This window comes from Pseudomonas sp. RL_105y_Pfl2_101 (assembly GCF_963970585.1).
In the GTDB taxonomy this organism is placed as follows: Bacteria; Pseudomonadota; Gammaproteobacteria; order Pseudomonadales; family Pseudomonadaceae; genus Aquipseudomonas.
On the sequence record NZ_CAXAPG010000001.1, the window covers coordinates 50,407 to 71,391 of the forward strand.

Below are 20,985 nucleotides of genomic sequence, written 5' to 3' on the forward strand. Positions count from 1 at the left end.
GCAGATCCAGGGAGAGGTTCGCTTGATCCAGGGGGTGATGATTGGCCTGATCCTGCTGATCGCGCTGCTCATCGACACCTTGCAGCGACGCCTGGCCCGTACCTTGACGCACCTGGCTCCAGCCCTGTCGACCTGGGCCGAGGGCGACTTCAGCCGCGATATCCACGTGGGCGCCAGTAACCGCGAATTGCAAGACATCGAGGCTTCGCTCAATCGTCTGCGCGCTTACCTGGCGGACCTGGTGGGCACCATTCGGGTAAACGCCGAGCAGGTCGCGGGTAGCAGCCGGACCCTGGCCGAGCTGAGCGGCGAGCTGCACAGTGGGGCCGAGCATCAGGCTGGCGATACGGCGCTGATCCGCGACTCCCTCAGCGAACTGGAAGCGACGATCCAGCAAGTGGCCGGCGATGCCAGCCAAGCCGCAGACGCCAGCCGCAGCGCCGGGCATGCGGTGGAGCAAGGACAGAAAGTCATCGGCCTGAGCCTCACGGGCCTGCACGCGCTGGTGGGGGAAGTGCAAGGCAACGCACAGATGATCGAACAACTGGCCGAGGAGTCGGCCACCATCGGCGGTGTGCTGACCGTGATTCGCTCGATTGCCGACCAGACCAACCTGCTGGCCCTCAACGCCGCCATCGAAGCCGCCCGCGCCGGGGAAATGGGCCGGGGCTTCGCGGTGGTGGCCGAAGAAGTCCGCTCCCTGGCCCAACGCACGGCCGGCGCCACCGCCGAAATCCAGACGCTGATCGCCCGCCTGCAACAGGCTGCACGCCAATCGGTGGACGGCATGCGCACCCAGGTCGAACACGCCGAAGCCACCGCCAACCAGGCGCAAGCGGCCGACGGCGCGCTGGATGAGATCGTCGGCGCCATCCAGACCATCGCCGACACGGCGGTACGCATCGCCGACGTCACCGCCCAACAAAGCGGCGCCGTCAGCGAAATCCGCGATCACAGCGAACGGATTCACCAACTGGGCGGGGACAACCTGCTGCGCATCGGCCAGGGGCGGGAACAGGGCGATAACCTACTGGTGCTAGGTGGGCGGCTGCATACGGCAGTGCAGGCGTTTCGGGTTTAACACCAAGAAACTGTACGAATCACTGTGGCGAGGGCGCTTGCTCCCGCTCGGCTGCGCAGCAGTCGTAAACCTGCCTACTGTTTTTTCCGATACACCGTTTTGAATGGTTTTGGGGCTGCTGCGCAGCACCGATGGGGGTTGTCGCATGGAGCAGGTTACGGAATTTTGTAACGGTGATCTTCATGCTAGGCTCCCACCCCCTCAAGAAATTGCAAAAGGAGCATGCAATGAGGGTACCTGCGTCGCCACCCGATGTTTCTGTCGAAGAAAATGTGGCAGTGGCATTTCATAAGAAAAATGTTCTGAAAGCTGGATCGGCTTTTATCTACTCTTGGTTTTATACCCAAGTCAGAAATCGTGGCCCTTGGGACTACAAGAAACTATCCGCCGAATATGAAGCCTTTGGAAATTTCAACTACGGTGCCACCGAAGCCGCAGCAGGCTTCAGTGAAGACGTTCTTTTACGGGCTGCAGGCCTGGCCCAAAGTCGAGCAGGAACAACCGCGGCGGAGTTCGGTACATGGTGGGGGCAAGCCCCCTTCGGCGACGATCCGGCAGATCAACGATGGATCAAGGAGGGGATAAAATATGCCAAATTCAGAAACTACTAAAAAGCCCGCCTATCTCACTGTCTTGTGTGCTTTGCTTGCCCTCGCGCTGGCTTACATCAGTTGGCTATGCTTCTTCCCTCAGAATATGCCCCAACTGACAGAGATCGTCTTACGAAAACCTTTGTCCCACGATGCATTTATCTATGGCGTAAAGGATGATCGTGGTGGAGCGACGGTTCCTTTCAGTTATCGCTACTACGTCTATCGGACTCTGGCAGCCGACAGTGACATCCTTTCCGAATTGAAAACCGCGACGCCGTTTCTTGTCACCCGTGATGGCTCAATAACTGTCGACATTCAGGAGTCGACGATTACGGTGTCAGTTGATAAGGAAGTCTATGCCTACCATAGCAACACCCTCTATCGACATGTCGATGGTGTCGACTACACATCCGTGAATATCTATTTGCGTTCAAGTCCTACAGATTAAATGAAGGAGCAGCCTGCTCGCGAAAGCGATGGGTCACCTTGCATCGATGCTGAATGGACCGCCCTCTTCGCAAGCAAGCCCGCTCCCACACTGGATCTTCAGCAGGCATAAATTTTGTGCTCACCACAAATCCCTGTGGGAGCGGGCTTGAACGCGAAAGCAGTGGATCAGTTTGCATCGAGGTTGAATGGGCCGCCGTCATCGCGAGCAGGCACCCACAGGAGGCCCGCTCCAACCGTATGACCGGATCAAAGACCCCAGTCATAAATTTCGCGCAAACATCGGTCATCGTGCTGGCTATTGCAGAGAACTGGACAGTCACAAAGGCTTTGCGGCATAGTCGCCAAGTTCTGATACCTGCTCACAGATAACAAGGAACAGCAGATGGCGACCCTATTGGTCCTGCACGGACCCAACCTGAACCTGCTGGGCACCCGTGAACCGGGCGTCTATGGCGCCGTGACACTGGCCCAGATCAACCAGGACCTGGAGCAGCGGGCCCGCAACGCCGGCCATCATTTGCTCTATCTGCAAAGCAACGCCGAATATGAATTGATCGACCGCATCCATGCCGCGCGTGACGAAGGCGTGGATTTCATTTTGATCAATCCAGCAGCTTTTACACACACAAGTGTCGCATTACGTGACGCGCTGCTGGCGGTGAGCATCCCATTCATCGAAGTGCATTTGTCCAACGTGCACAAACGCGAACCTTTCCGCCATCACTCCTACTTTTCCGATGTAGCAGTGGGAGTGATCTGCGGCCTTGGCGCCAGCGGTTACCGGCTGGCCCTGGAGGCCGCCCTAGAGCAGCTTGAAAAACAGGCAACAGCTTGAACCACAAGCGTTAAACGCCCCTGACCGACCCTTGGGAGTTGATGATTCATGGATATCCGTAAAGTTAAGAAATTGATCGAATTGCTGGAAGAGTCCGGCATCGACGAGCTTGAGATCAAGGAAGGCGAAGAGTCCGTACGCATCAGCCGCCACAGCAAGACCCCGGCCCAGCAGTTCTATGCACCGGCACCGATGCAGGCTCCGGCCGCCGCGCCAGCTCCTGCAGCAGCACCGGTTGCCGCAGCAGCGCCAGCCGCACCGGCTGCGCCAGCGCTCAACGGCACTGTCGCCCGTTCGCCAATGGTGGGCACGTTCTATCGCAAGTCTTCGCCATCCTCGCCGTCCTTCGTTGAAGTCGGCCAGACCGTGAAGAAAGGCGACACCCTGTGCATCGTCGAAGCCATGAAGATGATGAACCACATCGAAGCTGAAACCAGCGGTGTGATCGAGTCCATCCTCGTCGAAGACGGCCAGCCGGTTGAGTATGACCAACCGCTGTTCACCATCGTTTGAACCGCGGAGAGCCTTTGATGACTGCGAAGTTGGAAAAAGTTCTGATCGCTAACCGCGGTGAGATCGCCCTGCGGATTCTGCGTGCCTGCAAAGAGATGGGCATCAAGACCGTCGCCGTTTACTCCAAGGCCGACAAAGAACTGATGCACCTGGGCCTGGCGGACGAATCCGTCTGCATCGGTCCGGCGTCGGCTGCGCACTCCTACCTGCACATCCCGGCGATCATCGCCGCTGCCGAAGTGACCGGCGCTACCGCCATTCACCCTGGCTACGGCTTCCTGGCGGAAAACGCCGACTTCGCCGAACAGGTCGAAAATTCCGGTTTTGCCTTCATTGGCCCGAAAGCCGACACCATTCGCCTGATGGGCGACAAGGTTTCGGCCAAGCACGCCATGATCGCGGCGGGTGTGCCAACCGTTCCGGGTTCCGATGGCCCACTGCCTGAAGACGAAGAAACCGCTTTGCGCATCGGTCGCGAAGTCGGTTATCCGGTGATCATCAAGGCCGCTGGCGGCGGCGGCGGTCGCGGCATGCGCGTGGTACACAAGGAAGAAGACCTGATTTCCTCGGCGAAACTGACCCGCTCCGAAGCTGGCGCGGCGTTCGGCAACCCGATGGTCTACCTGGAAAAATTCCTGACCAACCCACGTCACGTCGAAGTCCAGGTGCTGTCCGACGGCCAGGGCCAGGCAATCCATCTGGGCGACCGCGACTGCTCGCTGCAACGTCGTCACCAGAAGGTCCTCGAAGAAGCGCCGGCACCGGGCATCGACGAGCAGGCTCGCGAGGAAGTCCTGGCGCGTTGCGTCAAGGCTTGCATCGACATCGGCTATCGCGGCGCCGGTACCTTCGAGTTCCTGTACGAGAACGGTCGTTTCTACTTCATCGAAATGAACACCCGTGTTCAGGTGGAGCACCCGGTTTCGGAAATGGTCACTGGTATCGACATCGTCAAGGAGATGCTCAGCATCGCCGCCGGCAACAAGCTGTCGCTCACCCAGGATGACGTGGTCATCCGCGGCCATTCGCTGGAGTGCCGGATCAACGCCGAAGACCCGAAAACCTTCATGCCAAGCCCAGGCACGGTCAAGCATTTCCATGCCCCGGGCGGCAATGGCGTTCGCGTCGACTCGCACCTGTACAGCGGTTATGCGGTTCCGCCGAACTACGATTCGTTGATCGGCAAGCTGATCACCTACGGGGCAACCCGTGACGAAGCCATGGCGCGCATGCGCAATGCGCTGGACGAAATCGTGGTTGACGGGATCAAGACCAACATCCCGCTGCACCGCGACCTCGTACGTGACGAAGGCTTCTGCAAAGGCGGCGTCAACATCCATTACCTGGAGCACAAGCTGGGCAACCAGCACTGATGCTTCAAGTGATGTAAAAAGACCCCGGTCCATTGGCCGGGGTCTTTTTTTGCCTGTCGTTCACGATGCTGGCAAGAACATCAGCTCAGCATCACCGTAGAGAATTCCTGCAAGGCCAGTTGCGCCGCCGTCGCCGGCCGCCCCTGATGGGTGCGAACGGCACCGTTGGCATTGGCCACCAACGGTTCGCTGCGCAAGCGCGTCATGAACCCGCGCGTACGTATCGATACCGGATCAGAGCCCTGCTTAGCCCTCGCCAGCACGGGTACGTAGTAGCGTTCGACCTGACTCTGCGAGGTCTTGAACACTGAGGTGATACCACTGCGCAGATCCAGCGCAACACCATAGTTATTCCCAAAGCAGGAAGAATACGACCAGTGATCCCAGGTGGGCTGCAGACCCTGGCGCCTCATCACCAACCGGACCGGCTCGCCAATGTCGGCCCCCGTCAGCCAGTCCCCACCCACCAGCGTGGCACGAATATCCTTGGGCGATCCCCCCAGGCGCCGCGTCACATCGCGAACACTGCGCTCGATCAGCGTACGGATGTTGTGATCGAAATGAATGACCGCCCCAACCTTGGTGGTCGGGTTGTACAACGAAGCGATCACGCACGTTTGCGCATTCAGCGAGAACAGATAGTTGTCCGCCGCCTCGCTGAACCTCGCCACCACGGCTTCGCCCTGCAACGCCCCCCTCGTCACGTCCGGGAAGACATGCCCGGGAAACGCCTCCCGCAGCTCCCCCACTCGCCCGAGGTTGCGCACATGGTCATTGCCGCCTCTCAAGCCAACCTTGTTATGGGCCCATTTGCCATTCGCCAGCCTGCGGATGGGCAGCTTGTACAACGCGCCGGGACGCCTGGCATCCACCAGGCATAACCCGCCGAAGTAGGGATCCTCCATCACCTGATAGTACCGGCCCTTGCTCCGGATGTAGTGAGCGCCTCGCGGTTGCGTTGCGCTGGATGGACTGCGATAGGTGCCAAAAAAAATCCCCTCCTCGGTCACCGGCTGCAAGTGCTCCGGTGTTCTGCTGACCGCCTGCTGCGGCTTCACGCGGATGGGCGGGATCACCGGCCCAGCCTCTTTGGCGATGCCCGATGTCGAGCGCCTCAAGCGTTGAGCGGACAACGACAGCGGTTTCACCGCAAGCTTCAGGCTCCTCGCCGCGCGCCCTAGTAGCCTGGTCATGCTTGCGGCACCGAGCGTAGCGAACAGCGTCCCCCAGGTCGCAGCCAGCCAGTGGCCAAGCGCGCCTTCCGTGTCGCCTTGCCCATGCGCCTCGACCGCCTGCCCGGCACTGACCGCCACCAAGCCAATGTCCAGCAACAAGGCAAACGGGGGGTAGACCATGCACACAGGAGCCGCCGCGAAGATCAGGCCCTTGAACACCTGATCCCTGATCATTTCAGCACGACTTGTGGTGATGTCCTCCACATCGGTGACAGCGCGCTCGATGCAAGCATCGAATTCAGCGCTGATATCCATCACCCGATTGAGTTCGCGCAATGTATCGACACGCGTGTTCCCGGCGGCCAGAGCCACCAGCGAACGCCCTACAGCGGCACGCGCGGTGAGTGCAACCCGCTCCAGTACGTAACCATGCAGTTGTGCTGCGACGCTCCCGGAAAAATCCAGGTACTTGCGAAACAGGACCCCATCCGGAGCGTCGGGGGTGTACAACCAATAAAAGGCCTTCGGATCGAAGTAGGTGAAAACGTAGACGCCTTGCACGACATGACCGCCGACCGTCAACTTGATTACACCTTCGCGCGTCACGGCAGCGCCGGGGTGCGTGGCGCCGTTCGCAGAGTTCCCATCGCTCAGCAACGTGACTTGCCGGGTGAGCCACTGGAATTCATCGGTGTTCAATATCGACTTGCCATGGGCCACACGCAGGTCACGGTCCATCCTGGCCAACAGCATGTAACGGTAAGCCTCACGGCGCCTCGGATACTCCGTGGCCTTGGCATCGAGGAAACTGGCGCGGATGTGCCTGGCGTATCGCTCCCCCAGGTAAGCCGCGCGAATGTATGACGCCAGTTCGGCGCTGCGAACCTGCCTCAAGTCCTGCCCGACAGAAGAACGCACGCCTTTTGCGGGGTCGTCGATATCCGCGTTGTGCTCGTATCCGAAGATGGCAAGGTCCAGCAGGCTGGCCGTTTTTTTCTCGGCGGCAAGCCCCGGGCTGTAGTCAATGAAGACCGTGGCCGGATCGACCGCTTCAAGCACCCCCTTGCTATGCAGGTAAGGCGTAATCGAATGGGCGAAGGTACGCTTGGCGAAGTCGATGAAGACTTCATAGTCGGCCAGTTGCTCATCGAATACCTGCCGCTGAACCAGAACCTCCTGGTTCAAGCCGCTGATGTTGCGTCGGGACTCAAGGGGCAACGCCGAGTACCAGCGAGGCGACTCATTCAGTTCCACCTGCGCCAGGTTATTGGCCAGGCCGGTCAAGACCGTGTTCTGAAGACCGGCCCTGAAACCGCTGACCGCCCCCCTGAGGTCTTTGCCCAGGTCCCACGAGGCTGGTTTTTCCGCCACGCCGGCAAAGTATTCCCGGGCTCGCCCATGATCGGTCGCAGAGAGTTGCTGCAGCAGATACTCGCGACCGGCTTCGTTTTGGGTCCAGGCACCGACCTCCCCGCTCAGCGCCCGAAGCGAGGTCAATTCGACCCATTCCTGGCCATCGGGCTTGCCGGGGGCATACAGCAGCAAGCCGCTGACGTCGTCGCCCAAGTCTTCGCGGTAGAACAGAAGAAGATCGGCACACTTCAGGCCATTGGGAAGCACAAGGCCGGCGACACGCCACACGCTGGCGGCTGGCGTCGCGACATCACCCTCCCATAGGGCACGGAGAGCGTCATGGCCGGTCGCCGACAACTGGCCCGCACAACGCGCGATAAACGCACTGCGCTGCAGGCGCGCCAAAAACCAATCGAGCATGGCCTCTTTCAGGTCCGCCCGCTCATATCGGTCGGCCAGTGCTTGCAGGTACCCGGCAGGCGCATCGACGTTCGCCAGCAATCGGCCAATGAAAGCTGGCGAAAGGGACTGGTTACGCAGCATGCCACCATTTTCCACCAGGAACACCGACACCGCGTCCGGCCGTACCGGGCCTGCCGCCACCAGTTCACTCAGGCGGTAAGTGTGCACCGGCTGCCCCATCACCGTTCGCCACTGTAACTGCACGCGAATGCTGTCGGGTTCGACCACCATGTCCAATTCATCCCTGACATAGTCCCTGGTCAATTGCCGAGCGAAGGCCCGCAGCGAAACCAGGTCATCGACCAGTTCATCGACTTGTACCTGCGCCAGCGCGGCCTGGTTTTCAAACGCCCGCAGCCGTTCACGATCCGGATTGCTCAAGCCCCGCAGCCAATGCGGCAATTGCAATCGCGCGAGCGCTCCAAGATCCCGGCGCTCACGGGTTGTTGCCAACGCGATCAAGCGACTCGTCTGGCGCCAGGCGTCCTGGAGCTCTTCGAGCTGTTCTCGCAACTCATCGACGTCCAGGCCGGCCAGATGGTCAGGCTGGAAAAGCCCGTCGACCGCGACCCGATGCTCATCGAGTCTTTGCCTGACCAACGCTTCGAGCGAGGCGTCCTGCGACGCCATTCGCCAATGCCGTCGCAGATAGTCCTTGTAGTGACTGACAAACCTCAGCGCCGCACTTTCCACCGCCAGGGCAACGTACTCACGACGCTCGGGGGCGAACCCCAGGTCTACTCCCTCGGGCCAACGGTAGGGCAAATCCTGCTCTTCGTCATAAACCACAGGCGCCTGGTCGATCATGCGCTGCAACACCGTGTCGAGCAGAGTGCCAATGAAGTGTGGATCGATGTTGCCTTGGTGATAATGGGTGCGCAGCTCGACCAGCAGGTACTCTTCCAGCACCTCCAGCAAGCTCATCTGGGTTTGCAGTCGCGCGTCGATAGCCACTTGCCAACGCGTCAATTTCTCCAGGGTCACGTGTGCAGTCGCCGCCTGCGGGGAAGAGACCAGCCCCGTGCGCGCCATGTTGCTGTGCCGTTCGGCAGTGATGTCCATACACATTCCTCCCTGCTGTGTGGACCGGCACCTTATCCGCCCGGCGATACGCCCATGGCATACATATATATATCGAAACACCCACCCGGACGGCGCGAGACTCGCTTATCCACTTTGCCCGCGACCTGGCGTACACTGCGCGCCTTTGCAGCCCTGCGCTGCCCCCTCTAGATTTTTTCCAAAGGTGCCCGCCATGCCTTGGCTGCAAGTACGTCTGGCCATCAGCCCGGAACAAGCCGAAACCTACGAAGACGCGTTTCTTGAAGTAGGCGCCGTATCGGTAACCTTCATGGACGCCGAAGACCAGCCGATCTTCGAGCCGGAGCTCAACACCACCCCACTGTGGTCCCACACCCACCTGCTGGCCCTATTCGAAGACGGGACCGAGGCAGCCAGCGTGCTGGCCCATCTGGAGCTGCTGACCGGCAGCCCGCTGCCCGAGCATCACAGTGAAGTGATAGAGGACCAGGACTGGGAACGCAGCTGGATGGACAACTTCCAGCCGATGCGTTTCGGCCAGCGCCTGTGGATCGTCCCAAGCTGGCACGCCGCGCCAGAACCGGACGCGGTCAACCTGCTGCTGGACCCGGGCCTGGCGTTCGGCACCGGCACCCACCCGACCACCGCACTGTGCCTGGAATGGCTCGACGGCCAGGAGCTGAAGGGCTGCAACGTACTCGACTTCGGCTGCGGCTCGGGGATCCTGGCGATTGCCGCGCTCCTGCTGGGCGCCAGGGAAGCGGTTGGCACCGACATCGACGTCCAGGCCCTGGAAGCCTCCCGCGACAACGCCGGGCGCAACAACATTGCCGAAGCCCTATTCCCACTGTACTTGCCGCAGGACTTGCCACAAGTCCAGGCCGACGTGCTGGTGGCCAACATCCTCGCCGGCCCGCTAGTGTCCCTGGCGCCGCAACTGTCGAGCCTGGTCAAACCGGGCGGACGCCTGGCGCTGTCGGGTATCTTGGCCGAACAGGGTGCAGAAGTCGCCGCCGCTTATGCCGCGGACTTTGACCTGGACCCGATCGCCAATCGCGATGGCTGGGTGCGCATCACCGGACGTCGGCGCTAGAATGAGCGCCTGTATCCACCGGATTGCCGCATGACTGACAGTTTCGTCACCCAGTGCCCGCATTGCCATACCCGTTTTCGCGTCAGCCATACTCAATTGAGTGTGGCCCGCGGGGTGGTTCGTTGCGGCTCGTGCCTGCAAGTGTTCAATGCCGCACGACAGTTGCTGGAACAACGCACCGCCAAGCAAGCGACGCCTGCTGTCGCGCCGCCCTCCAAACCGGAGGACGAAGCCCTGCCTCGGGCGATCAGCCAGAAACAATGGAGCGCCGCCGAGCTGGATCTGGATGACCTGGACAAGGAACTGGCGCGCCTGGAGCGGCGCGACAATCGCGCGCCGGGAAACACTGGCCGGCGCCGGGAAGACAACCTGAGCGCGCAGCGCGACTCGCTCTCCAGCGAGCAGCAAGCCTGGCCCGACAGCCTGTACAGCGAAACCTTGAGCGAACGCGCCGACGCCATCCTCGATACCCCTGTCGAACCGTTCGAGCCCCACGAGCCGGCCCGGCCACCACGCACCGAGCCGTCGCTGTCCCTGGCCCTTGAACCACTGGAACCAGACGACGAGCCTGGCGCCCCACTCCACCTGGCGCCGGACGACGAGCCCGACGAACACCTCGAGCGCCTGTCCGCCACCGACGACCACGACGACGAACCCGAGCAACCGGTGCCACTTCGCAAGTCACGCGAACGCCAGGAGCCAGGGATACGCGCCGAGGCCCTCCACGACCTGGACGACGACCCGCTGCAACTGGACTGGCGCAAACGCCGCTCGCCCTGGGGCCGACGCTTGTTGTGGGCCCTGCTGATACTGCTCGCCGCCGCAGCCCTGGGCGGCCAGTACATCGCCTACCATTTCGAAGAAATGGCCCGCCAGGACCAGTACCGGCCGTGGTTCCTGCAAATCTGTCCGACCATCGGCTGCGAAGTACCGTCCAAGGTCGACATCGCCAAGATCAAGAGCAGCAACCTAGTGGTGCGCAGCCATCCGGAGTTCAGCGGCGCCTTGGTGGTGGACGCGATCATCTACAACCGTGCGCCCTTCTCCCAACCTTTTCCGTTGCTGGAGCTGCGCTTTGCCGACCTCAACGGGCACCTGATCGCCAGCCGTCGCTTCAAGCCCGGGGAATACCTGGGCGGCGACCTCCAGGACCGCGGCGAAATGCCGCCCCAGACGCCCATTCACATCGCGCTGGATATCCTCGACCCTGGCCCCAAAGCGGTGAACTACAGCCTGAGCTTCCATTCCCCTGAATGAATCCTGCCAGGGTCGACCAATTGACGGCAGCTTTCTGACTGACCCCAGCCAGACCAAACCGCTGGCGATAACAAAATAGCTGTTCAGATTTTATCCAATTCGATCTTTATCCAGTCATCGAGAGCGGGTATCATGCCAACCCTTTTTCGAAGTCTCATGATCCGGCCCCACTTCAGGGAAGTCCTATGTCGGCGGTACGCATCGGCCCATATACATTGCAGAACGGCCTGATTCTCGCTCCTATGGCGGGGGTCACCGACCAGCCCTTTCGTCAACTGTGCAAGCGGTTGGGTGCAGGATTGGTGGTTTCGGAAATGGTCACCAGCGACATGAGTTTGTGGAACACCCGCAAATCGCGTCTGCGCATGATCCACGAAGGTGATCCCGAGCCCCGCTCGGTGCAGATCGCCGGTGGCGACGCACAGATGCTGGCGGAGGCGGCCCGGGCGAACGTCGAGCTGGGGGCGCAGATCATCGACATCAACATGGGCTGTCCGGCGAAAAAGGTCTGCAACAAGGCCGCCGGCTCTGCACTGTTGAAAGATGAAGCGCTGGTCACCGAGATCCTGCAGGCGGTCGTCGCCGCGGTCGATGTACCGGTGACCCTGAAGATCCGCACCGGCTGGGACCGGGAGAACAAGAATGGCCTGGTGGTGGCGAAGATCGCCGAACAGGCGGGCATCACGGCGCTGGCGGTCCACGGCCGCACCCGCGCCGACCTGTACACCGGCGAAGCCGAGTACGACACCATCGCCGCGATCAAGCAGGCCGTGTCGATTCCGGTGTTTGCCAATGGCGACGTCGATTCGCCCGAGAAGGCCCGGTACGTGCTCGACGCGACCGGTGCCGATGGCCTGTTGATCGGCCGGGCCGCCCAGGGGCGGCCATGGATTTTTCGTGAGATCGAACACTTCCTGCGCACTGGCGAAAAGCTTGCGGCGCCGCAGTTGTCCGAGGTGGAACGTATTCTGCTAGAGCATCTGGCCGCGCTACATGCCTTCTACGGAGAAGTCATGGGCGTACGCATCGCTCGCAAGCATGTGGGCTGGTATCTCGCAACCCTGCCGGGCGCCAGGGAGTTTCGCGCCCGTTTCAATCGTTTGGATGGTACGCAAGCACAATGCGCCGACGTTCAGGCGTTCTTCGCTGAACGTTACAAGAGCCTGACAGGGGACGAAGGGGTGGCCGCATGACGATGATGACCGAGACTTTAGTGAGTGGAACAACACCCGTGAGCGACAACGTGAATTTGAAACAGCACCTCAATACGCCCAGCGAAGAAGGCCAGACCCTTCGCGGGAGTGTCGAGAAGGCGCTGCACAATTATTTCGCCCACCTTGAGGGCGCTGCCGTCACGGATGTGTACAACCTGGTGCTTTCCGAAGTCGAGGCGCCTCTGCTCGAAAGCGTGATGAACTACGTCAAGGGCAACCAGACCAAGGCCAGTGAGCTGCTGGGCCTGAACCGCGGCACCCTGCGCAAGAAACTCAAGCAGTACGATCTGCTGTAAGCATTCAATCAAACCAGAAAGGCGCCCGCGTAAAAACGGTCGCCTTTTTTGCTGACTTCCCTTGCTTTTGATGGAAATTGAAATGACCGACCAGACCACCCGCCTGCCGATCCGCCGCGCCCTGATCAGCGTCTCCGACAAGACCGGAATTCTCGAATTCGCCCGCGAGTTGCAACAGCTGGGCGTCGAGATTCTCTCCACCGGCGGGACCTTCAAGCTGCTGCAGGACAACGGCGTCGCCGCAGTGGAAGTCGCGGACTACACCGGTTTTGCAGAAATGATGGACGGTCGGGTCAAGACCCTGCATCCGAAAATCCACGGCGGGATCCTCGGCCGTCGCGGCATCGACGACGCCATCATGAACGAACACGGCATCAAGCCGATCGACCTGGTAGCGGTCAACCTCTACCCGTTCGAAGCCACCATCAACAAGCCCGGCTGCGACCTGCCGACCGCCATCGAGAACATCGACATCGGCGGCCCGACCATGGTCCGCTCGGCGGCCAAGAACCACAAGGACGTGGCCATCGTGGTCAACGCCAGTGACTACGCCAGCGTGCTGGAAAACCTCAAGGCCGGCGGCCTGACCTACGCCCAGCGTTTCGACCTGATGCTCAAGGCGTTCGAACACACCGCTGCCTACGACGGCATGATCGCCAACTACATGGGCACCGTGAACCAGGCTGCTGAGACCCTGTCGACCGAAGGTCGCAGCGAATTCCCGCGCACCTTCAACACCCAGTTCGTCAAGGCCCAGGAAATGCGCTACGGCGAGAACCCGCACCAGAGCGCGGCGTTCTACGTGGAGGCCAAGCCTGCCGAAGTCGGCATTGCCACCGCCACCCAGCTGCAAGGCAAGGAACTGTCGTTCAACAACGTGGCCGACACCGACGCCGCGCTGGAGTGCGTGAAGAGCTTCGTCAAGCCGGCCTGCGTCATCGTCAAGCACGCCAACCCGTGCGGCGTGGCGGTGAGCCCGGACGCCGAGGGCGGCATCCGCCAGGCCTACGAACTGGCCTACGCCACCGACACCGAGTCGGCGTTCGGCGGCATCATCGCCTTCAACCGTGAACTGGACGCCGAGACCGCCAAGGCCATCGTCGAGCGTCAGTTCGTCGAAGTGATCATCGCCCCTTCGGTCACTGAAGAAGCCCGCGCCATTGTTGCCGCCAAGGCCAACGTGCGCCTGCTGGCCTGCGGTCAGTGGGATGCCAACCGTGCGCCGGCCTGGGACTACAAGCGCGTCAATGGCGGCCTGCTGGTACAGAGCCGCGATATCGGCATGATCGGTAGCGAAGACCTGAAAGTGGTGACCAAGCGCGCCCCGAGCGAGCAGGAAATCAACGACCTGATCTTCGCTTGGAAAGTCGCCAAGTACGTCAAGTCCAACGCCATCGTCTACGCCAAGAACCGCCAGACCATCGGTGTCGGCGCCGGCCAGATGAGTCGCGTGAACTCGGCCCGCATCGCCGCCATCAAAGCTGAACACGCCGGTTTGCAGGTACAAGGTGCGGTCATGGCCTCCGATGCGTTCTTCCCGTTCCGCGACGGCATCGACAACGCGGCCAAGGTCGGTATCACCGCGGTGATCCAACCGGGCGGTTCGATGCGTGACAGTGAAGTGATTGCGGCTGCCGATGAAGCCGGTATCGCGATGGTCTTTACGGGCATGCGCCACTTCCGTCACTGATACACCGCTCCCCTTGTAGGAGCTGACAAGTGAAACGGGCTGCGATCTTTTGATCTGGCTGTGAAAAGCAAAATCAAAGATCGCAGCCGCGTTTCACTCGTCAGCGCCTACAGGGGATTGCAGCGCCTCCCACAGTTTTGAGGTTTTTGAAATGAATGTTTTGATCATCGGCAGCGGTGGCCGTGAACACGCCCTAGCCTGGAAAGTGGCACAGGACCCGCGCGTCGAGAAAGTCTTCGTCGCCCCGGGTAACGCCGGCACCGCCATCGAAGCCAAGTGCGAGAACGTCGCCATCGACGTGCTGGCCCTGGAGCAGCTTGCAGATTTCGCGGAAAAAAACGTCTCGCTGACCATCGTCGGCCCGGAAGTGCCGCTGGTGGCCGGTGTGGTCGATCTGTTCCGCGCCCGTGGCCTGGACTGCTTCGGCCCGACTGCCGGTGCCGCGCAGTTGGAAGGCTCGAAAGCGTTCACCAAGGACTTCCTGGCGCGTCACAAGATCCCGACCGCCGACTACCAGAACTTCACCGAAATCGAACCGGCCCTGGCATACCTGCGCGAGAAAGGCGCACCGATCGTGATCAAGGCCGACGGCCTCGCTGCCGGTAAAGGCGTGATCGTTGCCATGACCCTGGCCGAAGCCGAAGATGCCGTGCGCGACATGCTCGCCGGCAATGCCTTCGGTGACGCCGGCTCCCGCGTGGTGATCGAAGAGTTCCTCGACGGCGAGGAAGCCAGCTTCATCGTCATGGTCGATGGCAAGAACGTTCTGCCAATGGCCACCAGCCAGGACCACAAGCGTGTCGGCGATGGCGACAGCGGCCCGAACACTGGCGGCATGGGTGCCTACTCCCCAGCCCCGGTGGTGACCGCCCAGGTGCACCAACGCGTCATGGACCAGGTGATCTGGCCGACCGTGCGCGGCATGGCCGAGGAAGGCAATGTCTACACCGGCTTCCTCTATGCTGGCCTGATGATCGACAAGGCTGGTAACCCAAAAGTCATCGAATTCAACTGCCGTTTCGGCGATCCTGAGACCCAGCCGGTAATGCTGCGCCTGCAATCGAGCCTGGTCTTGCTGGTCGAGGCTGCACTGGCCCAGGCACTGGACAAGGTCGAAGCCCAGTGGGATCCACGCCCAAGCGTCGGTGTCGTTTTGGCGGCTGGCGGTTACCCGGGCGACTACGCCAAGGGTAGCGCGATCCAGGGCTTGGACGCCGCGGCCCGCCTGGAAGGCAAGGTCTTCCATGCAGGCACGGCGTTGAAGGATGGGCAAGTGATCACCGCCGGCGGTCGCGTGCTTTGCGCCACCGCCATGGGCGCCAGTGTCGACGAAGCTCAGCTGCAGGCCTACAAGCTTGCCGCCGAGATCGACTGGGAAGGTTGCTTCTACCGCAAGGACATTGGCTACCGCGCCATTGCCCGTGAGCGTGGCGAAAATCTGGAATAACCCGGCCATTCAGCCAGGCAAGGGTCTGCGGCCCTTGCCTGACTGTTCCGGCGCCGCGCATAGTTATAATCTGGCATCAACCTACGAAGGGATTTCGCCGTGCGCTGGCTCAGGATTGCCATAGGCCTTACCGTCACCTTGCTGACGCTGCTCTGCATGCTCCCGGCCCAGGCCGCGCCAGGCAGTGGCTGGGCGGTATTGCTCGACGAACAGGGCGACCTCACGCTGAGCGACATCCGTTCTGCCCGCTACACCAATCAATTCAGCCCCATCGACCTGGAGCGCCTCCAGGCCGCCGAGCCCGGCGGGGCATTGTGGTTGCGTTTCCGCCTGGCCCCCGACCGGCATGAACAGATCCTGCGCATCTTCGCGCCCGACCTGTCACGCCTGAACCTCTATGTGTTGGACGGCGATGCCCTGGTTGACCAACAAATCAGCGGCAATGCCACGCCACATACCGAACCTGTGGTACCTAGCAGCGATTTCATACTGCCCCTGCCGCGCAGCGACAAATCGCTGGACGTCTACCTGCGACTGGCCTCGCACCATGAACTGCGCCCCTACATCACCTTGCAATCGGCGGTCGTGGCCGCGGCCGATCAGAACCAGACGCTGATCTATGGGTTGCTGTTCGGCTGCATCACCATGCTGATCCTGCACAACCTCACCCGCTACGCCTACACCCGCTCACGCAGTTGCCTGTGGCTGGCAGCCTGTGAAGGACTGCTGATGCTCAGCCTGGTGCTGTTGCTGAACCTGGCCGGACCCTGGCTGCCCGACTGGCCAGCCGTCCAGACGCCCGGGGCCTACCTGGCCTTGCTGCTGACAGCGCCCTGCGGCCTGATGTTCGCCTACCGTTTCTTCGCGCCCCTGGGCCCGCACCCGTTGAACCGGCTGCTGCTGGGGGACATTGTGCTCGTCATGCTGTGCAGCCTGTTGCTGTTGTTCGTCAACACGCTACCGCTCAATATCATGACCTATGTCCTGGTGGCCCTGGCCGGCCTGAGCATGCTGTTCGTCAGCGCCTGGCACTGGCAAAAAGGCTACCGCCCGGCCCGACTGTTCGTCGCGGCCATGGTGGTCTTCAACCTGGGCACGCTGATCATCCTTCCGGCACTGCAAGGGCTCACGGAAGTTCCTCCCCAAGGCTTGATCATCACCCTGCTGATCTTCATCTGCATCAGCGGCCTGTTGATGAGTGTCGCCCTGGGCGAGCGCCAGCGCTCGATCAACGAAAGCCGGTTCAGCATCAGCCGCGACCTGGCGGCGAGCAATGCCGAGATCAATGCCAAGGCCGAGTTCCTGGCCAAGATCAGCCACGAGATCCGCACCCCGATGAACGGCGTGCTGGGCATGACCGAGTTGCTGCTGGGCACGCCGTTGTCGGTCAAGCAACGCGACTACGTGCAGACGATCCACAGCGCTGGCAATGAGCTGCTGACCCTGATCAACGAGATCCTCGACATCTCCCGGCTCGAATCCGGACAGATCGAACTGGACGACGTGCAGTTCGATCTCAATGCACTGATCGAGGATTGCCTGAGTATCTTCCGCGCCAAGGCCGAACAGCAGAATATCGAGCTGATCAGTTTCATCCAGCCCCAGGTGCCACGCGTGATCAGCGGTGACCCGACGCGGCTGCGCCAGGCACTGCTGAGCCTGCTGGAAAACGCCCTGAAGAAAACCGATGAGGGCGAAGTGCTGATCGTCGTCGCCCTCGACGAGCGCAGCAATCAGCCGCGCCTGCGTATCGCCGTACAGGACAGCGGGACGCCGATGGACGCCGAAGAGCGCGACACGCTGATGCACGCCGAACTGCACAGCAAGAATTTCCTGTCGGCCACGCGCCTGGGGGGAAACCTGGGCCTGGTCATCGCCCGTCAGTTGATCATCCTGATGCACGGGGAATTCGGTATCAAAAGCGGCAGCACCCAGGGCAGTACCCTGTGGCTGACCCTACCGCTGGATCCGGATCGCCTCGAACATCCGACTTCCGACCTCGATGGTCCGCTGCAAGGGGCGCGGGTATTGATCGTCGACGACAACGACACCTGCCGCAAAGTCCTGGTGCAACAGTGCAGCGCCTGGGGCCTGAACGTCAGTGCGGTGCCATCGGGCAAGGAAGCCCTGGCGCTGCTGCGCACCAAGGCGCACCTGCGCGATTATTTCGACGTGGTGTTGCTGGACCAGAACATGCCGGGCATGACCGGCATGCAACTGGCGGCCAAGATCAAGGAAGACCCGAGCCTGAACCACGACATCCTGTTGATCATGCTCACCGGTATCAGCAATGCGCCAAGCAAGATCGTGGCACGCAACAGCGGGGTCAAGCGCATCCTCGCCAAACCGGTGGCCGGCTATACCCTCAAGACCACCCTGGCGGACGAGCTGAACCAGCGCAACCGGGGCCAAGCGACGAATGTCCAGGTGAACGCCGGCCCTCCCATCCCAGTGAAGGTGCCGAGCGATTTCCGCATCCTGGTGGCCGAGGACAACAGCATTTCCACCAAGGTCATCCGCGGCATGCTCGGCAAGCTCAACCTGCAACCCGACACGGCCAGCAACGGCGAAGAAGCCCTCAAGGCCATGAAGGAGCAGCGCTACGACCTGGTCCTTATGGACTGCGAAATGCCGATCCTCGACGGCTTTTCCGCCACCCAGCAATTGCGCGCCTGGGAAATGGGCAACCAGCGGACCCGCACCCCCGTGGTGGCGCTCACCGCGCACATCCTGGCCGAGCACAAGGAACGCGCCCGTCAGGCCGGGATGGACGGCCATATGGCCAAGCCGGTGGAACTGTCGCAGCTGCGTGAGCTGATCGAACACTGGGTCGCTCAGCGCGATCAGCAAAAACCGACTGCATCGACTTATTGAGCCAAGCCTGCGAGAGCGCGCGCTTCAGAGCTCCAGGGCACTGAGGTAGGTGGACGCTTGGGACAGCACTGAACGCTTTACCTTTTCCCTGAAGGTGGCGTAGTACAGCGTATTGAAGTTGATGGTGGTCATTTGCTCGACGCTGTTGCGCACCCAGTCGCTTCGTTCGATGAACAAGAGTCGAGACGCCTGTCGACGCAGCTGGAACTGGCAGTGATAAACGCCCATTGCAATTCGATGGGTGCCGTTCGGCACGCAGGGAATCATCTGGAAAATGCCTGTGTCGCGAGACAGGCTGGTTGATTCGAACAGCTCGAGCGCTTTCGGATTGTTCTCCAGCGCCACCAACGCACCACTGGCCGGGGTGTGAAAAGCTTCGCCAAGACGAGCTTCGATATGTTGCGTCGCCCCCGCCCCCAAAGGCTTGCCTTCAATGGCAGGCAACGCCTGCGGGCGTGGCACGTCCCAACCCAGGAATTTGAGTTGGTTGCAGTAATAGTCGAACCAATTCCCTGACAACCCGGCACGGTAGGCCGCCCAAGTGGCCCGTTGCGCGTACAGCGTGCTCAAGTACACATCTTCCCTTTGGGACGCAGGCAGACCGGCCGCGAACGAAACAACACTGCCGCCAACGACCGCCGCGGATGGAATCGGCCCCGTCATCGGCCCACCTCTTCAGCAGGACAAAGAGCCAAATCCTCGATAGCCTCAGTGATCTGCGCGACGTGGTCGCCCACGACAGCCCCCACCTTACGGGCGATAACCTCGCGAGCCGGTGCGAACAATGTTTCGCTCAGTTGCATATGAAAATAACGCGCCGACACACAACCGTCGATGTCCTTGTCATCAAAGCATTGCCCCCATGGGTTGGCATCGATTGCTTTCCCGGTGCTGAATTGCAAACAGAGACCTGTCATCGAAACAGGGCTATGCGCCACGATCACCAACAAGCGCATGGAGCTGGACGATGAAGGGTTCGGTGTCGGGTCAGGTTCGTTGTGTTTTTGCATCTGCTTGCGCAGGATACTCAGCGCCGGCAGCGAGCCGGGTAACGCAGCCACACGACCCAACACCGTCATGATTTGCTGTTGCTGATCCAGCCGATCATCCAAGGGGATTGCTGCGACCCACTCCAATGGCGAGCTGACCCCTTCTTTTTTCGGTAGCAGGTCCTTTCGCCGTTTGGCACCTGAAACCCAGGCGACACTCAGGACCTCCATATAACTATCGTACCAATCAGCCCTCGGTATACGCTGCAGAGTCTTGTTAGCCACCAACTGCGCGAGCAAGACCGAATTCATCAGGTCGTCAACGGCCGTTTCACGCACAGAGGAGGAAACTAAAACAATCGCCGCCGCGTTAACAAAAATCGAATATTCCTTGTCCATGCTTTTATTCCTCTTGAACATAAGGCAACCGACCATCCGGCTGCCTTATTTAAACTAAGCTTAGATTTCGTACTCTTCGATCTTGCTGACGGCATGATTACCCAGCCGACCAATAATGACGCCTCGGGTTTGCTCGACAATACTCGGTACTTTCCTGAAAACCGACTCGCCTTTATACAGCTTCACTTCGCGACTGCTCCAATCTGCAAACAAAACCTGGGTCGCGCTATTGCGCCGAATAAAGCGTACGGTGCCAAGCAACATGCTGACTTCACCGTCTATTTCGACACAGGTACCGGCCGCCATTCCACCCACCCCATGTTCCAGCAGGTTTCGCTCGAAAAGGGTCAGCGTCTTTTCCTTCTTCTGCAAGGCCGTGATTGCACTGTCGGCGACCTTCAACAACAGCGCCGAAGTAGCGCTTCCGAGGGCAATACCCGCGACTACGGAACCGAGAATGTCCAATACCAGCTTGTCCATTCGCACGGTGTTGCCGGCGATGCTCAGATCATCATAGAACCGCTGCGTCGCGACCCAACCGGCGTTCGTCATGACCTCAACAAACTTGTAGTACCACTCTCGCCCTTGGGATTCGAGAGGGTATTGCCTGTTGGCAACCAGGGAGGCAAAGAGAAAAGCATGCTGCGCATCTTCTTGATGCTGGGGAGAAAGACCACCGGCGAACGCCAGGATGCCTTCACCGACAACCGATCCCTTCGTCGGTGGTTCAATATCGCCCACATACAACGAACGAGGACTGATATCAGGGTAAATTTCGTAACTTTCCAGCCGCGCCACACAGGCAGCTACAGCGTTATCACACATTTCATAACTCATCACTTACTCCTTA

General features: G+C 60.7%; 17 protein-coding genes. 13 read left to right on the plus strand and 4 right to left on the minus strand.

Going from position 1 to position 20,985, the window contains the following annotated elements; all coding sequences use genetic code 11:
- Positions 1 to 37 precede the first annotated feature (37 nt).
- The 6 genes from AACY31_RS28775 to accC all read left to right on the plus strand — a co-directional run bounded on the left by AACY31_RS28775 (position 38) and on the right by accC (position 4,845).
- A complete protein-coding gene (locus AACY31_RS28775) occupies positions 38 to 1,081 on the plus strand; it encodes a methyl-accepting chemotaxis protein (RefSeq protein WP_445261513.1) in 1,044 nt (347 codons plus the stop codon).
- A 227-nt stretch (positions 1,082 to 1,308) separates the two neighbouring features.
- On the plus strand, positions 1,309 to 1,692 hold the full coding sequence (locus AACY31_RS00240; RefSeq protein WP_339503624.1) for a polymorphic toxin type 44 domain-containing protein: 384 nt from the start codon (positions 1,309 to 1,311) through the stop codon (positions 1,690 to 1,692).
- A complete protein-coding gene (locus AACY31_RS00245; RefSeq protein ID WP_339478528.1) occupies positions 1,670 to 2,122 on the plus strand; it encodes a hypothetical protein in 453 nt (150 codons plus the stop codon). Before AACY31_RS00240 ends, AACY31_RS00245 begins: the two co-directional genes overlap by 23 nt.
- Before the next feature lie 384 nt (positions 2,123 to 2,506).
- Positions 2,507 to 2,959, plus strand: coding sequence for a type II 3-dehydroquinate dehydratase (aroQ, locus tag AACY31_RS00250; protein ID WP_214913524.1), 453 nt, complete (start codon positions 2,507 to 2,509; stop codon positions 2,957 to 2,959).
- 48 nt (positions 2,960 to 3,007) lie between these two features.
- The gene (accB, locus tag AACY31_RS00255) at positions 3,008 to 3,472 is read left to right on the plus strand and encodes an acetyl-CoA carboxylase biotin carboxyl carrier protein (RefSeq protein WP_030138029.1); all 465 of its coding nucleotides are present in this window, start codon (positions 3,008 to 3,010) and stop codon (positions 3,470 to 3,472) included.
- Between the two features lie 17 nt (positions 3,473 to 3,489).
- Positions 3,490 to 4,845, plus strand: coding sequence for an acetyl-CoA carboxylase biotin carboxylase subunit (gene accC, locus AACY31_RS00260; RefSeq protein ID WP_339478522.1), 1,356 nt, complete (start codon positions 3,490 to 3,492; stop codon positions 4,843 to 4,845).
- 80 nt (positions 4,846 to 4,925) lie between these two features.
- Here accC and AACY31_RS00265 read toward each other — a convergent pair whose 3' ends face one another.
- Positions 4,926 to 8,897 carry a dermonecrotic toxin domain-containing protein gene (locus AACY31_RS00265; RefSeq protein ID WP_339503627.1) on the minus strand — a complete coding sequence of 1,324 codons (3,972 nt, stop codon included), beginning with the start codon at positions 8,895 to 8,897 and terminating at the stop codon, positions 4,926 to 4,928.
- A gap of 193 nt (positions 8,898 to 9,090) precedes the next feature.
- Between AACY31_RS00265 and prmA the strand changes: the two genes are divergently transcribed.
- From prmA to AACY31_RS00300, 7 genes are all read left to right on the plus strand, one after another.
- Complete coding sequence (prmA, locus tag AACY31_RS00270) at positions 9,091 to 9,969, plus strand: 50S ribosomal protein L11 methyltransferase (RefSeq protein WP_339478517.1); 879 nt, start codon at positions 9,091 to 9,093, stop codon at positions 9,967 to 9,969.
- A gap of 30 nt (positions 9,970 to 9,999) precedes the next feature.
- Positions 10,000 to 11,226, plus strand: coding sequence for a DUF3426 domain-containing protein (locus AACY31_RS00275; RefSeq protein WP_339478514.1), 1,227 nt, complete (start codon positions 10,000 to 10,002; stop codon positions 11,224 to 11,226).
- Positions 11,227 to 11,411: 185 nt separating this feature from the next.
- Positions 11,412 to 12,419 carry a tRNA dihydrouridine synthase DusB gene (dusB, locus tag AACY31_RS00280; RefSeq protein ID WP_057448329.1) on the plus strand — a complete coding sequence of 336 codons (1,008 nt, stop codon included), beginning with the start codon at positions 11,412 to 11,414 and terminating at the stop codon, positions 12,417 to 12,419.
- Entirely contained in the window at positions 12,416 to 12,736 is a 321-nt protein-coding gene (gene fis, locus AACY31_RS00285; protein WP_003186237.1) for a DNA-binding transcriptional regulator Fis, read from the plus strand. Before dusB ends, fis begins: the two co-directional genes overlap by 4 nt.
- A gap of 82 nt (positions 12,737 to 12,818) precedes the next feature.
- On the plus strand, positions 12,819 to 14,426 hold the full coding sequence (purH, locus tag AACY31_RS00290; RefSeq protein WP_339478509.1) for a bifunctional phosphoribosylaminoimidazolecarboxamide formyltransferase/IMP cyclohydrolase: 1,608 nt from the start codon (positions 12,819 to 12,821) through the stop codon (positions 14,424 to 14,426).
- A gap of 151 nt (positions 14,427 to 14,577) precedes the next feature.
- On the plus strand, positions 14,578 to 15,873 hold the full coding sequence (gene purD / locus AACY31_RS00295) for a phosphoribosylamine--glycine ligase (protein ID WP_339478507.1): 1,296 nt from the start codon (positions 14,578 to 14,580) through the stop codon (positions 15,871 to 15,873).
- 99 nt (positions 15,874 to 15,972) lie between these two features.
- Positions 15,973 to 18,747: a hybrid sensor histidine kinase/response regulator gene (locus tag AACY31_RS00300; protein WP_339503629.1), complete on the plus strand. Its 2,775-nt coding sequence runs from the start codon at positions 15,973 to 15,975 to the stop codon at positions 18,745 to 18,747.
- 24 nt (positions 18,748 to 18,771) lie between these two features.
- Here the strand turns inward: AACY31_RS00300 and AACY31_RS00305 are convergent, their stop codons facing one another.
- From AACY31_RS00305 to AACY31_RS00315, 3 genes are all read right to left on the minus strand, one after another.
- Entirely contained in the window at positions 18,772 to 19,308 is a 537-nt protein-coding gene (locus tag AACY31_RS00305) for a hypothetical protein (protein WP_339503810.1), read from the minus strand.
- Between the two features lie 98 nt (positions 19,309 to 19,406).
- Positions 19,407 to 20,135: a hypothetical protein gene (locus tag AACY31_RS00310; RefSeq protein ID WP_339478504.1), complete on the minus strand. Its 729-nt coding sequence runs from the start codon at positions 20,133 to 20,135 to the stop codon at positions 19,407 to 19,409.
- A gap of 60 nt (positions 20,136 to 20,195) precedes the next feature.
- Positions 20,196 to 20,972 (minus strand): hypothetical protein, encoded by a 777-nt coding sequence (locus AACY31_RS00315; protein WP_339478503.1) that lies wholly within the window; start codon positions 20,970 to 20,972, stop codon positions 20,196 to 20,198.
- Positions 20,973 to 20,985 lie beyond the last annotated feature (13 nt).

Coding starts and splice junctions, on each gene's coding strand:
- AACY31_RS00245 (WP_339478528.1), top strand. CDS start 1,670: ATGCCAAATTCAGAAACTACTAAAAAGCCCGCCTATCTCACTGTCTTG.
- accC (WP_339478522.1), top strand. CDS start 3,490: ATGACTGCGAAGTTGGAAAAAGTTCTGATCGCTAACCGCGGTGAGATC.
- aroQ (WP_214913524.1), top strand. CDS start 2,507: ATGGCGACCCTATTGGTCCTGCACGGACCCAACCTGAACCTGCTGGGC.
- AACY31_RS00265 (WP_339503627.1), bottom strand. CDS start 8,897: ATGGACATCACTGCCGAACGGCACAGCAACATGGCGCGCACGGGGCTG.
- AACY31_RS00240 (WP_339503624.1), top strand. CDS start 1,309: ATGAGGGTACCTGCGTCGCCACCCGATGTTTCTGTCGAAGAAAATGTG.
- dusB (WP_057448329.1), top strand. CDS start 11,412: ATGTCGGCGGTACGCATCGGCCCATATACATTGCAGAACGGCCTGATT.
- fis (WP_003186237.1), top strand. CDS start 12,416: ATGACGATGATGACCGAGACTTTAGTGAGTGGAACAACACCCGTGAGC.
- purH (WP_339478509.1), top strand. CDS start 12,819: ATGACCGACCAGACCACCCGCCTGCCGATCCGCCGCGCCCTGATCAGC.
- purD (WP_339478507.1), top strand. CDS start 14,578: ATGAATGTTTTGATCATCGGCAGCGGTGGCCGTGAACACGCCCTAGCC.
- AACY31_RS28775 (WP_445261513.1), top strand. CDS start 38: ATGATTGGCCTGATCCTGCTGATCGCGCTGCTCATCGACACCTTGCAG.
- AACY31_RS00275 (WP_339478514.1), top strand. CDS start 10,000: ATGACTGACAGTTTCGTCACCCAGTGCCCGCATTGCCATACCCGTTTT.
- AACY31_RS00310 (WP_339478504.1), bottom strand. CDS start 20,135: ATGGACAAGGAATATTCGATTTTTGTTAACGCGGCGGCGATTGTTTTA.
- prmA (WP_339478517.1), top strand. CDS start 9,091: ATGCCTTGGCTGCAAGTACGTCTGGCCATCAGCCCGGAACAAGCCGAA.
- AACY31_RS00315 (WP_339478503.1), bottom strand. CDS start 20,972: ATGAGTTATGAAATGTGTGATAACGCTGTAGCTGCCTGTGTGGCGCGG.
- accB (WP_030138029.1), top strand. CDS start 3,008: ATGGATATCCGTAAAGTTAAGAAATTGATCGAATTGCTGGAAGAGTCC.